The organism is Streptomyces sp. NPDC040610 (assembly GCF_055594065.1).
The window spans coordinates 890,718-902,238 of the sequence record NZ_JBVIXA010000001.1; the positions used below are offsets into that span (position 1 = coordinate 890,718).

Annotated in this window: 12 protein-coding genes; 8 read left to right on the plus strand and 4 right to left on the minus strand. The window is 72.4% G+C overall.

What is annotated here, in order from left to right; all coding sequences use genetic code 11:
- Window positions 1-38: 38 nt before the first annotated feature.
- Window positions 39-1,175, minus strand: coding sequence for a TOMM precursor leader peptide-binding protein (locus ACZ6AA_RS03980; protein ID WP_471456126.1), 1,137 nt, complete (start codon window positions 1,173-1,175; stop codon window positions 39-41).
- A gap of 209 nt (window positions 1,176-1,384) precedes the next feature.
- Between ACZ6AA_RS03980 and ACZ6AA_RS03985 the strand changes: the two genes are divergently transcribed.
- The 4 genes from ACZ6AA_RS03985 (at window position 1,385) to ACZ6AA_RS04000 (ending at window position 5,362) form a co-directional block, all read left to right on the plus strand.
- Complete coding sequence (locus tag ACZ6AA_RS03985; RefSeq protein WP_468451562.1) at window positions 1,385-1,978, plus strand: M48 metallopeptidase family protein; 594 nt, start codon at window positions 1,385-1,387, stop codon at window positions 1,976-1,978.
- A 114-nt stretch (window positions 1,979-2,092) separates the two neighbouring features.
- Window positions 2,093-3,898: a TerD family protein gene (locus ACZ6AA_RS03990; protein ID WP_468451564.1), complete on the plus strand. Its 1,806-nt coding sequence runs from the start codon at window positions 2,093-2,095 to the stop codon at window positions 3,896-3,898.
- 11 nt (window positions 3,899-3,909) lie between these two features.
- Window positions 3,910-4,590 carry an AIM24 family protein gene (locus ACZ6AA_RS03995; protein ID WP_058849678.1) on the plus strand — a complete coding sequence of 227 codons (681 nt, stop codon included), beginning with the start codon at window positions 3,910-3,912 and terminating at the stop codon, window positions 4,588-4,590.
- Window positions 4,591-4,606: 16 nt separating this feature from the next.
- Window positions 4,607-5,362 (plus strand): AIM24 family protein, encoded by a 756-nt coding sequence (locus ACZ6AA_RS04000; protein ID WP_030359827.1) that lies wholly within the window; start codon window positions 4,607-4,609, stop codon window positions 5,360-5,362.
- 96 nt (window positions 5,363-5,458) lie between these two features.
- Here the strand turns inward: ACZ6AA_RS04000 and ACZ6AA_RS04005 are convergent, their stop codons facing one another.
- The gene (locus tag ACZ6AA_RS04005; RefSeq protein WP_468451567.1) at window positions 5,459-6,004 is read right to left on the minus strand and encodes an NUDIX hydrolase; all 546 of its coding nucleotides are present in this window, start codon (window positions 6,002-6,004) and stop codon (window positions 5,459-5,461) included.
- Window positions 6,001-7,473 carry a zinc-dependent metalloprotease gene (locus ACZ6AA_RS04010; protein ID WP_468451569.1) on the minus strand — a complete coding sequence of 491 codons (1,473 nt, stop codon included), beginning with the start codon at window positions 7,471-7,473 and terminating at the stop codon, window positions 6,001-6,003. The genes ACZ6AA_RS04005 and ACZ6AA_RS04010 overlap by 4 nt, the downstream gene beginning before the upstream one ends.
- A gap of 193 nt (window positions 7,474-7,666) precedes the next feature.
- Between ACZ6AA_RS04010 and ACZ6AA_RS04015 the strand changes: the two genes are divergently transcribed.
- From ACZ6AA_RS04015 to ACZ6AA_RS04030, 4 genes are all read left to right on the plus strand, one after another.
- The gene (locus tag ACZ6AA_RS04015) at window positions 7,667-8,869 is read left to right on the plus strand and encodes an SDR family oxidoreductase (RefSeq protein ID WP_468451571.1); all 1,203 of its coding nucleotides are present in this window, start codon (window positions 7,667-7,669) and stop codon (window positions 8,867-8,869) included.
- A 110-nt stretch (window positions 8,870-8,979) separates the two neighbouring features.
- Window positions 8,980-9,441, plus strand: a complete 462-nt coding sequence (locus ACZ6AA_RS04020; RefSeq protein WP_468451572.1) for a molybdenum cofactor biosynthesis protein MoaE — start codon at window positions 8,980-8,982, stop codon at window positions 9,439-9,441.
- A 111-nt stretch (window positions 9,442-9,552) separates the two neighbouring features.
- Window positions 9,553-9,735, plus strand: coding sequence for a hypothetical protein (locus ACZ6AA_RS04025; RefSeq protein ID WP_289946054.1), 183 nt, complete (start codon window positions 9,553-9,555; stop codon window positions 9,733-9,735).
- 55 nt (window positions 9,736-9,790) lie between these two features.
- The gene (locus ACZ6AA_RS04030; protein WP_468451575.1) at window positions 9,791-10,885 is read left to right on the plus strand and encodes a YlbL family protein; all 1,095 of its coding nucleotides are present in this window, start codon (window positions 9,791-9,793) and stop codon (window positions 10,883-10,885) included.
- Window positions 10,886-10,953: 68 nt separating this feature from the next.
- Here ACZ6AA_RS04030 and ACZ6AA_RS04035 read toward each other — a convergent pair whose 3' ends face one another.
- Window positions 10,954-11,511 carry a PPA1309 family protein gene (locus ACZ6AA_RS04035; RefSeq protein ID WP_471456129.1) on the minus strand — a complete coding sequence of 186 codons (558 nt, stop codon included), beginning with the start codon at window positions 11,509-11,511 and terminating at the stop codon, window positions 10,954-10,956.
- Window positions 11,512-11,521 lie beyond the last annotated feature (10 nt).

Genomic DNA, 11,521 nt, shown 5'->3' on the forward strand with positions numbered 1-11,521 from the left:
CCCCTCCAAATCCCAGACAGCCGCGCCCTTTCAGGCGGTTACTCGGCCATTGTCTCGTGCGGCTCTCGATCCACGGAGGTGTGCTCCCCCTTTACTTGCTCACCCGCCCCACAGGGGCACGAACGGTGCGCCCGCGTGCGGTGTCTGCGCCAGTCCAAGCCGGGCGTCGAGGCCTCCCAGCGCACCCCCGCGAGGGCCGGCTCCGCCCCGTCCAGGAAGGCCAGCGCGTGCGCCGCGGCCAGTCCCGCGACGGTCGTCGAGAGGGCCAGGTCGCAGGCCGGGACCTGATGGCGACGGCCCGAGCGCCACTGGGCCAGCATCCGCGGCCAGGCCGCGTCGGCGTCGGCGCGGTCCAGGGCGAGGCAGCCGGCGCAGGCGGTCGTGCCGGGCAGGACCAGGGGACCGACCACGCCTGTGCCCTCGATCACCCCGGCGTACAGATGCGGGGTCCCCGCGGCGATCAGGGGTTCGGCGGCGGCCGGGTCGGGGGCGAAGGCGTCCAGGCCGTCGCGCGGGGCGAGGACGATCAGGCACCAGGCGCGCTCGCCGTCGCCCCGGTCCTCGGGGTGACGGGGCGGCCGCCCGGGAGCCGCGCGCCGTGCGGCCGTTCTCGCGGCGGCGTCCCTTCGCTGGCCCACGGAATCCGGCGGCACCCCGCCCGGAGCGACGTCCCACGGCTCGACGCAGCCGCCGTCCATCACGTCGACCTCGCCGATCCCCGCCCCGGACAGGACCGAGGCGATGACCGCGCCCACCCGGCCGCCGCCCCGGACGCGCACGCGGGTGGCCCGGCGCGCGGCCATCGTGCGGATGCCCTGGTTCGGCTCCGGGGTGACGACGGACAGGGCCGCGAGGTCGGGGCGGAGCCGGTCCATGACGTCCGTACGGGCACGCAGGGCGTCGGCCGCCGAGCCCCCGCCCGTCGCGTCGTCGAGCAGTCCGGCCCGGGCCAGCCGGTGCAGGAGCCGGTCCACATGGCCGTCCGGCAGTCCTATCCGCTGTCCTTCAGCGCGCAGCAGCGGCAGCCCGCGCGTCCCGTCGAGGAGGCTGAGGAAGCTGCCCGTCGCGGTGTCAACGGGGCCGAGGACCCGGGCGTGCGCCCGCGTCGCCCCGAATTGGACGGTGTTCAGATCGCGCCAGCCGCGGCGCAGGCTCGGTTTCAGGATCGGATGCATGGTTCGGCCCCCCGTCGGTCCGGCCGGACGTCGTGCTCGTCGCCGTCCGGCCGCTCGAATGCCAGAATGCCCGGCTCGGCCCGGCCGTGCGCGCGGTTGTCCACAGGCGGTGAGTACTTGTCGTACTAATGCAGCGCATGGGGAGTGGATCGGGACCGAACCGTCCCGGAGGCGGGACTTCCCCCACGCCAAGCGGGTAACGTCGTGGCGTGCCCGCCGACCCACTGCATCGCGGAAGCCCACAGCGCAGCGCGACCAGCCCGCCGCCATCCGGCTCGGCGGCGAGCGCGGTCGAGGTGCGAAGGAGCGCCCGCCGCCGCAGAACGGTCTCGGCGTACCGGGAGGGCGACCGGACGGTCGTCCTCATCCCCGCCCGGATGTCCGAGGCGGAGGAGCAGCGCTGGGTGGGCGTCATGCTGGACAAGCTGGCGGCACAGGAGAGCAAGCGGGTTCTGGGCGACAGTGAGCTGTCCGAGCGGGCCCAGCGGCTGTCCGAGCAGTTCTTCGACGGCCGGGCCCGGCCCAGCTCCGTGCGCTGGGTGACGAACCAGAACACCAGGTGGGGCTCGTGCACGCCGTCGGAGGGCAGCATCCGCCTCTCCCACCGGCTCCAGGGCATGCCCGAGTACGTGGTGGACTACGTACTGCTCCATGAGCTGGCGCACCTCCTCGTGCCCGGACACGGCCCCCGGTTCTGGCGCCTCCTGGACGCGTATCCGCGGACCGAGCGGGCCCGGGGCTACCTCGAAGGGGTGGTCGCGGCGGACCGGCTGCCGCACCTTCCGGCCGCCCGCGAGGAGTGAGGGGCGCCCGGTGCGCCGGTTGTGTACCGGGTCTGTACCGACGTCGTCCACTGTCGGACGGAGCGGTTAGCCTGGCGCGACGCAACCACTCGGGATGGGGGACGGTCGTTACGTATGGCCAGGGAATTCCAACGCGGCCACAAGGCCAAGATCAGTGACCTCACCGCGGGGACCGATCTGTACGTAGGCGTGCACATCGCTGCCCCAGGGGTGACCTTCGACATCAGCTGCTTCGGCCTCGACGCGAGTGAGCGGCTGTCGGACGACCGTTACTTCATCTTCTTCAACCAGCCGAAGTCTCCGGAGGAGTCGCTTCAGCTCCTCGGTGCCCAGGCCGGTGACGACGAGTCCTTCCGCGTCACGCTGGACCGGATCCCGCCGCAGATCCAGAAGCTGTCGTTCACCGCGGCGATCGACGGCGCAGGCCAGATGTCGCAGCTCGCCTCCGGATACATCCGGATCGTGGCCGGTGGCGAGGAAGTGGCCCGGTACTCCTTCAACGGCTCGGAGTTCTCCACCGAGCGCGCCCTGATGCTGGGCGACTTCTACTTGAAGGACGTCTGGCGCTTCGCCGCGATCGGGCAGGGCTTCGACGGCGGTCTCGACGCGCTGATCAGGAACTTCGGCGGCGAGGTCGCCGAGGAGGAGCCCGCGGCACCCGAGCCGCAGGCCGCCCCCGGCTTCGCGCCGCCCGCCGGCGGTGGCGCGCCCCCCGCCGCCGCGGCACCGCCCGCGTTCGGCGCGCCCGCGGGTCCCGCCACGCCACCCCCGGCACCCGTCCCGGCCCCGGCGCCCGACCCCGCGCCCGCCCAGCACTTCGCGCCTCCCGGCGGCGCCACGCCGCCGCCCGCCCCGGCCCCCGCCGACCCCTCGGTGCACGCCGCGCAGACCATCGTCGCGCCGCTCAACCAGCCGGGCGGCACCGTGCCGCCCCCGCAGGCCCCGGGCCCGTACGGCCAGCCGGGCCAGCCGTCGCAGTTCGGCCAGACGCCGCCCCCGCCGCCGGGCTACGGACAGCAGCCGTCCGCACCCCTGCCGCCGGGCTACGGCCAGCCCGCGGGACCGCCCCCGCCCGGCTATGACCAGCAGCAGCCCTCGGCCCCCCTGCCCCCGGGCTATGGCCAGCAGGCCGCCGCGCCCGCGCCGCCCGGCTACGGCCAGCCGCCGCAGGCCCCGATGCCCGGCCAGATCCCCGGCCAGGCCCCGGCCCCGTTCGGCCAGGCCGCCCCGGGCGGAGTCCCGCAGGGCGCTCCGCAGGCCGCCGGTGTGGCCGCCGCGCTCCAGAAGTACCGCGAGGCGGGCACGGGACAGCGCTGGACGCAGCAGAACGAGAAGCTGGTCCGGGTCGACCTCGGCGTCGGCGACCAGCCGGTGCTCGCCCGCCAGGGCAGCATGGTCCTGTACCAGGGCAAGGTCGAGTTCGGCTACAAGGGCGCGGGCTTCCAGGGCCGCATCGTCGGCAACGCGACCGGCCAGGAGATGCAGCTCATGCGCTGCTCCGGACGCGGCCAGGTCTTCCTCGCGGAGGAAGGCACGCATCTGCACCCCGTCGAGCTCCAGGGCGACGCGATCTGCGTCTCCGCCGAGAACGTCCTCGCCTTCGACGAGTCCCTCCAGCACGAGGTGCGCCGCATCGAGGGCCATGGGATCCCCGGTGGCGCGCTGTTCGTCATGCAGTTCCAGGGGACCGGCACGGTCGTCGTGAAGACGCACGGCATGCCCGTCGTGCTGCCGGTCACGCCGACGACGTTCGCCGACTGCCACGCCGTGGTCGCGTGGTCCGCGGCGGCCCAGGCCATCGTCTCCAGCCAGGTGAGGCTGCGCGGCAACGCGTCCGCGGGCTCCACGGGGGAGAGCGTGAACCTCCAGTTCCGTGGCGCGCCCGGCAATTTCATCGTCGTCCAGCCGTTCGAGGTCTGAGGGAGCCCGTCATGAACCAGCAGCTCGCGGGCTTTGCCCCGGCACCCGTCGCCGCCCGCATGGAGAACCACGGCCACCACATGGTCAAGGTCGCCATGCAGACCGGGAACGACCTCCTCGCGCGCGTGGGGTCGATGGTCGCCTACGAAGGCTTCGTGCAGTACGAGCCGAACCCGCCCGCCGTCCGCCAGATCGCGCGCGACTGGATCACCGGCGAGGGCGCCCCCCTGATGAAGTGCTCCGGAGACGGCCTGCTCTACCTCGCCGACTACGGAGCCGATGTCGTCGTCATCAACCTGGCGGGCGACTCGCTGTCCGTGAACGGCACCAACCTGCTCGCCTTCGACGCGAGCCTCCAGTGGGGTGTCGAGCGGGTCAAGGGCCTGGCGAAGTTCGCCGGGCAGGGCCTGTGGAACATCAAGGTCTCCGGCCAGGGCTGGGTGGCGCTGACCTCCCGCGGCACGCCGATCGTCGTCGACTGCGGCCGCGGCGAGGACGAGACGTATGTGGACCCGGACGCGCTGATCGCCTGGTCGCCGAACCTGAAGGTGAAGGGCAAGCGCAGCTTCAGGGCCGGCTCCCTGATCGGGCGCGGCAGCGGCGAGGCCTACCAGATGGGCTTCTCCGGAGAGGGCATCGTCGTCGTACAGCCCAGTGAGGACAGCACCGACCGCCTCCGGATCCGGAGCTGAGGGGGAGCAACACACCATGCAGAGCTCGCTTTTCGCGCACGCTGAGCAACAGACTCAGGAGCGCTACTCCGTCCAGAACCCGCAGCTCCTGCGGGTCGCCCTCGAGGGCCACGACGACGTGCTCGCCCGCAAGGGCTCGATGGTCGCCTACCAGGGGCTCATCGAGTTCGACGCCGAGTTCCAGAGCCGGGGCCAGCAGCGCGCCCGCGCGCACACCGGCGAGGGCCTGGACCTGATGCGCTGCCACGGGCAGGGCACCGTCTACCTCGCGAACCTCGCGCAGTACATCCACCTGGTGGACGTGGACCAGGACGGCCTGACGGTGGACAGCGCCTATGTCCTCGCCATGGACTCGTCCCTCACCCACCAGGTCATCGCCGTGGACAGCCAGTACGGCATCTCCGGCTCCGGGAAGTACCAGCTCAACATCACCGGGCGCGGCAAGGTCGCCCTGATGACGTCGGGCCAGCCGCTGATGCTCCAGGTCACCCCGGACCGGTACGTCAACGCCGACGCGGACGCGATCGTCGCCTGGTCCAACGGGCTGCGGGTGCAGATGCAGGCCCAGACGCACTCCTCGGGCGTCTGGCGGCGCCGCGGCAACACCGGCGAGGGCTGGGAGCTGAGCTTCATGGGGCAGGGCTACGCCCTCGTCCAGCCCAGCGAGATGCTGCCGCCGCAGCACGCCAACATCGGCCAGGGCGCGCGCGCCCAGTTCGGCATGGGGCAGCAGGGCGCCCGGGGGCAGAACCAGGGCAACGTCTGGAACTGATGCCCCCGAAGGGCATGCGTAAGGGGCGGTCGCCCTAGCGACCGCCCCTTACCGATGTCTCAGCGCTGGCGTCTCAGCGGTTGTTTCAGCGCCGCGTCACAGCCGCGCGCGCGTGTCCCGCACCAGGCGTACGACCGACTCGTCCGCCACGTCCGCCACCTCGTCGTACGCGAACCAGCGCAGGTCCAGGGACTCGTCGCTGATCGCCTCGGTCGCGTCCGCCGGGGCCAGGGCGGCGTACTGCACGTCCAGGTGCTGGGTGCACGGGCCGGGGATCGGGTGCCGGTCCAGGCGGACCGGACCGCCGGGCAGCAGGGACAGGCCCGGGACGCCCGACTCCTCGGTGGCCTCGCGCAGCGCGGCGGCGGCCAGGGAGGCGTCGCCGGGCTCGCAGTGGCCGCCCATCTGGAGCCACATCCGCAGCTTCTTGTGCAGCGTGAGCAGCACGCGCCCGCGCGCCGGGTCGACGACCAGGGCGCTGGCGGTCACATGCCCGTCCGTGCAGGCCTTCCACAGGCCGTCCTCGGGGTGCGCCGACAGATGGTCCAGGTAGTACTGGCGCAGCTCGTCCTGGGCTGCGTCCTGGTCGTCCCGGCCGTCGTATGCCTTCAGTACGAGAACCGCGTCGTCGTGCAGGCTCACTTGCTGTCGTCGTCCTTGCCCTCGCCGGAGCCGCCGTCCGCCGGGCCACCGTCCTCGGCGTCGCCCTTCTTGAGGTCCGGCTTGCCGGCAGCGCCGCCGCCCGCCGCCTCGCCGAGCATCTTGTCCAGCTCGGAGAAGTCCAGCTGCTCGCGGTGCACGAAGCCGTCCGGGTCGTCCAGGTCCGAGGCCGTCGGCAGCATGTCCGGGTGCGCCCACAGGCCGTCGCGGCCGTCCACACCGCGCGCGTCCGTGAGCGAGGCCCACAGGCGCGAGGCGTCCCGCAGACGGCGGGGGCGCAGCTCCAGGCCGATCAGGGTGGCGAAGGTCTGCTCGGCGGGGCCCCCGGTGGCGCGGCGCCTGCGCAGCGTCTCGCGCAGCGCGTCCGCGGACGTCAGACGGGGCTTGGCGGCCGCGTGCACGACCGCGTCCACCCAGCCCTCGACGAGCGCGAGAGCGGTCTCCAGGCGGGCGAGGGCGGCCTTCTGCTCGGCCGTGTCCTCGGGCTGGAACATGCCCTGCTGGAGCGCTTCCTGCAGCTGCTCCGGGTTCTGCGGGTCGAACTGGCCGACGACGTCCTCCAGCTTGGAGGTGTCGACCTTGATCCCGCGCGCGTACCCCTCGACGGCGCCGAACAGATGCGAGCGCAGCCACGGCACATGCGCGAAGAGCCGCTGGTGGGCGGCCTCGCGGAGGGCCAGATACAGGCGCACCTCCTCCATCGGCACGCCCAGGTCCTTGCCGAACGCCTCCACGTTCACCGGCAGGAGCGCGGCCTTGCCCGCGGGGCCGAGGGGCAGGCCGATGTCCGTGGAGCCGACGACCTCGCCCGCGAGGACGCCGACGGCCTGGCCGATCTGCTGGCCGAACATGGCGCCGCCCATGGAGCGCATCATGCCGATCAGCGGGCCCGCCATGGCCTGCATCTCGTCCGGCAGGACGTCGCCCATGGCGAGGCCGACCCGCTCGGCGACCGGGTCGACGAGCTCCTTCCAGGCCGGGAGGGTCGCCTCGACCCACTCGGCGCGGCTCCAGGCGACGGCGCTGCCCGCACCCGACGGCAGGGACGTCGCGTCGTCCAGCCACAGGTCCGCCAGGCGCACGGCCTCCTCGACCGAGGAGCGCTCGGCGGGGCCGACGCTCGCGTCCTTGGTGCCGTCAGGGGTGCCCTGCGAGACGGTCTGGCGGGCGATGTCCTTGGCCATGTCCCAGTTCACGGGACCGCCCTCGTACGACAGCATCTGGCCGAGCTGCTGGAACGCTGCCCCCAGGTCGTTCGGATTCATCGATCCGAACATCGCGGCGAAGGGGTTGTCGCCCCCCGCGCCGCCCGCTCCCAGCGGCCCGAAGCCGAACGGGTTGGCAGGGCCACCGGAACCCTGTCCCCCTCCGGGGGTGTCCTTCTTCTTGCCCTCGTCGCCGTTCTCCGGCTCCTCCGGCGGAAGGCCGAATCCGAATGGGGTGTCACTCACGGGGTTCCTCGGCTCGTAAGGCCACCGGATCTTGGGTCCGGCGGCGGCTGCCCGACAACACCACCCAGCGTAGACACCGCGGCGGGTTCGGGCCTCGGTGCTCCGCCGCCCCGGGGGCTGCGGCAGGATGGTGCCACCTGGTACGTACGCGTCAGTTTGCGTCTGTACTGAAGACAACCGCTGGAGACGCCCGGTGAGTTCCCCAGATCCACAGGTTCGCGCAGCGCGAAACCCCGAAGACCCGACACCGCCCGAGGCGGGCACAGGGCCGGACGCCGAGGCGGCGGGGGAGACGCCGCCCTCGGTGGTGCCGCTGCGCGACGGCTCCTCGTCCGCCTCCGCGCGCGGCCCCGTCGTCGCCGTCACCGGCGCGGCCACGGGCGTGGGCGCGCAGCTCACCGAGCGCCTGGCCGCGTCCGACGAGATCAAGCAGGTCGTGGCCATCGACGAGCGCCGCGGCGACTGCGCGCGGGCGCAGTGGCACATCCTCGACGTCCGCGACCCGGCCATCGCCGAGAAGCTGCGCGGCGTGGACGTCGTCGTGCACCTGGCGCTCGATCTCGACCTGGAGACCGACGGCGCCGCCCGCACCGCGTACAACGTGCGCGGCACGCAGACCGTCCTCACTGCGGCCGCGGCCGCGGGTGTGCACCGGGTCGTCCTGTGCACCTCGGCGATGGTCTACGGAGCGCTCTCCGACAACGAACTGCCCCTCTCCGAAGACGCCGAATTGCGGGCGACCGCGGAGGCGACGGGCGTCGGCGACCTCCTGGAGATCGAGCGGCTCGCCCGCCGCGCGCCGCGCGCGCATCCCGGTCTGAACGTCACCGTGGTCCGCCCCGCGATCCTCGTCGGTGGCACCGACACCGCGCTGACCAGGTACTTCGAGTCGCCGCGGCTTCTGGTTGTGGCCGGGTCGCGGCCCGCGTGGCAGTTCTGCCACGTCGACGATCTGTGCAGTGCGCTGGAGTACGCCGTCGTGGAGAAGGTCGACGGGGACCTGGCCGTCGGGTGCGACGGGTGGCTGGAGCAGGAGGAGGTCGAGGAGCTGAGCGGGATCCGGCGCATGGAGCTGCCGTCCGCCGTCGCTCTCGGGGCCGCGGCCCGGCTCCACCGGATCGGGCTCACACCGTCCCCGGCGGGGGATCTCGCCTACACGATGTATCCGTGGGTCGTCAGCGTCAGCCGGCTGCATGACGCCGGGTGGCGGCCGCAGTGGACCAACGAGGAGGTGCTCGCGGAGCTCCTCGAGGAGGTCGCCGGGCGGCGGACGGTCGCCGGGCGGCGGCTCGGGCGCAAGGACGCGACGGCTGCGGGGGCCGCGGGGGCGACGGTCGCCCTGCTGGGTACGGCTGCCTTGGTGCGGCGGGCGCGGAAGGCTCGGCGGCGGCTCTAGCGTCCCGCCGGGGGCGGGGCCCGCCGCTGTAGGGACGTCCAAGCGGTGGGTGCCGGTGCCGGGGGAAAACGCTATTCCTGGATGTCAGTGGTGTGCGGCACGATGGGGGCATGGCGCGTAATCCGATGGACCACCCCGGCGAGCAGGCTGCTGCCGAGCCGATTCGGCTGCTGGCGATCCGGGACACCCCGCTCTCGCTCGACGAGGTCTTCCGGGCCGTCGGGGACGACTCCGCGGGTGGGACGGCGCTGTTCGTCGGGACGGTGCGCGACCACGACGGCGGCGCGGACGTCGACGAGCTGGGGTACTCCAGCCACCCCAGCGCCGAGGCCGAGCTGCGCCGGGTGGCAGAGAAGGTCGTCGCCGACTTCCCCGTGCGCGCCCTGGCCGCGGTGCACCGGGTCGGCGACCTCGCCGTGGGAGACCTCGCGGTCGTGGTCGCGGTGTCCTGCCCGCACCGGGCCGAGGCCTTCGCGGCCTGCCGCAAGTTGATCGACGACCTCAAGCACGAGGTGCCGATCTGGAAGCACCAGCGCTTCTCCGATGGCCAGGAAGAGTGGGTGGGGGCTTAGGCCAGGGGAGCTCCGGTTGCGTAACCCGACCCCTGCCGTGAGCGTTGACGGAGCGGATGGTTAATCTGCTGATCAGTCAGTTTTGGTCGCTCATGGGGTCGGGAGGTCGACATGGCGTCGCTTGCCTGGTTGCTGATTCCGCTTCTGGCGGCGGTCGGTGCCGGTCTGTGGGCCGGTTGGGCCAATCGGAACCGCAAGAGCGGCAGGACCGGTGACATCAGCGAGCTGAACGGCTACGCCGCGTTCCGCGAGGCGATGGAGAAGTCCCACTCGGGCTCCGACACCCCTGCCTGATCCCGTACGGACGCCCCAGGGATGCACCCACAGGACCGTCCCGTACTGTCGTTCCATGCCACGCCGCACTGCGACGATGCTCGCCTCCACCCTGATGCTGATCGCGCTGCTCTGCGCCGGAGTGCTCATCAAAGTGCCGTACTCGGAGATGTCGCCGGGGCCGACCGTGAACACCCTGGGGGACCACGACGGCGAGCCGGTGCTGCAGATCTCGGGCCGCAAGACGTACCCGACGAGCGGTCACCTGAACATGACGACGGTCAGGGTGACCAGCGCCGACTACAAGATGAACCTCCCGGAGGCCGTGTACGGCTGGCTGGCGCACGACAACATCGTCGTGCCGCACGACACCCTGTACCCGAACGGCAAGACCGAGCAGCAGTCGACGCAGGAGAACGCGGAGGAGTTCAGCCAGTCCCAGGAGAGCGCCAAGGTCGCCGCCCTGAAGGAACTGAAGATCCCCGTGAAGTCGCAGGTGGTCGTCTCCACCGTCTACAAGGACAGCCCGGCCGAGGGCAGGCTGCACGCCGGTGACGTCATCAGGAGCGTCGACGGCAAGCCCGTGAAGGAGTTCACGGACGTCGCCGAGCTCGTCAGGAAGCACAAGCCGGGCGAGCAGGTCGTGTTCGGCATCGTCCCCGTCAAGGAGGCGGCCGCCGCGGAGAAGGCCGACAAGCGCCCCGCCGCGACCGAGGAAGTGAAGATCACCACGACGAAGGCCGAGGACGACCCCAAGGTCGCGATGGTCGGCATCAAGGCCGGGACCGACCACACGTACCCGTTCACCATCGACATCAAGCTCGCCGACGTGGGCGGGCCCAGCGCCGGGCTGATGTTCGCCCTCGGCATCGTCGACAAGCTCACGCCGGGCGACCTCACCGGCGGCAAATTCGTCGCAGGCACCGGCACCATCGAGGACAACGGCAAGGTCGGCCCGATCGGCGGCATCGAGATGAAGACCGTCGGCGCGCGCGACAAGGGCGCCGAGTACTTCCTGACGCCGAAGGACAACTGCGCGTCCGCCGCGAGCGACGTCCCCGACGGGCTCACGCTGGTCAAGGTGGACACCATCAAGGACGCCGTGAAGTCGCTCAAGGCCATCAGCAAGGGCGACACCGCCGACCTGCCGAAGTGCACCACGAAGGGCTGATCGGACGGCAGTGGCCGGGGCGGCCGACGCCGGCCCCGGCCACGTAGTACGGGAAAAGGATCAGGAGGCTACTCCGCGAACGTCGCCGCCAGCGCCTCCGCGAGCCCCGGCACCAGGTCCGAGCCCGTGAGGACGTCCGTCGCCGCGTCCTTCTCGCGCAGCCGCAGCGCCGACTCGCGGGCGCCGTCACGCAGCACCGCGACGGTCATGCGGACCTCCTGGCGCTCGGGGTGCTTGGCGACCCACTTCGCGAGCTGCTTCTCGCTCATGCCCTCCGGAACGGAGGCCTCCGCGGACGGCGGGAGCATCAGGCGCTCCACGCTCAGGGCGCAGCCGGCGACCGAGTCGGGCCAGGCGATGGTGCCGAGGAACTCGTCGAGCGGGGAGCCCGGGGGCAGCTCCTCCTGCTCGATGGGGGTCAGGGGCGCGGCGGCCGCGGCGTCGGCCAGGCCGAGGCGGTCCGCCAGGGTCGGCTCCTGCACACGGAGCCGGGCGGTGTCGACGAGCGCGAAGAGCCGTGCGGGCTGATCCCAGCCGAGACCGGCGACATAGTCGTCGATTTCGAGCACTGCGCGGGTGAGGGGACTCGCGGCCATCGGTGGGCCGGAGGAGGAAACGTTGGGCATGCCCAATATC